We start from the raw sequence: 599 nt of genomic DNA, 5'->3' as shown, positions 1-599 counted from the left end.
GCTTTCCGTTTTGGTGACGACAATCAAATAATCGGCACCGAAGAAGAAAGCTATCACGAAAACGGCCTAACCGACATCACAACAACAACTGACGGCGAAACAAGTACCGACTATGATTACACAGACTATGGTACCGCACTTGCGGCAGCTCCAGTTGCGAATCAAATCGGTTATCGCGCGCAAATGCACGACACAAGCGACACACAAAACCTGCGTGCCCGAAATTATGATACAAACACCGGTCGTTTCCAACAAGCCGATAACTACAGAGGATCCCTAGAGGACCCACGTAGCCAAAACCGCTACATTTACGGCGTCAACAACCCGATGTCATTCGGCGATCCAAGCGGAAACGTACCAAAATGGCTTAAAAAAGCAACCAAAAAAGTCAAAAAAGCCGCGAAAAAAGTAAGCAAAGGCATCAAAAAAGCCAAAAAAGCCATCAAAAAAACCGTCAAAAAAGTAAAACGCGCCGTGAAAAAAGTCAAAAAAGCCATCAAGAAAACCACCAGAAAAATCAAGCGCGCCGTCAAAAAAGTAACCAAAAAAGTCCAAAAAACAGTGACGAAATTTAAGAAGGCAGCTAAGAAGTCGATTAA

General features: G+C 43.9%; 1 protein-coding gene. It reads left to right on the top strand.

What is annotated here, in order from left to right; genetic code table 11:
* Nucleotides 1–599, top strand: a 599-nt coding sequence (locus HCB38_RS15005; RefSeq protein WP_185638983.1) for an RHS repeat-associated core domain-containing protein, incomplete at both ends; no start/stop codon positions are given.

The organism is Listeria farberi, assembly GCF_014229295.1.
GTDB lineage: Bacteria > Bacillota > Bacilli > Lactobacillales > Listeriaceae > Listeria > Listeria farberi.
This window is presented reverse-complemented; position numbering and strand designations above follow the sequence as displayed.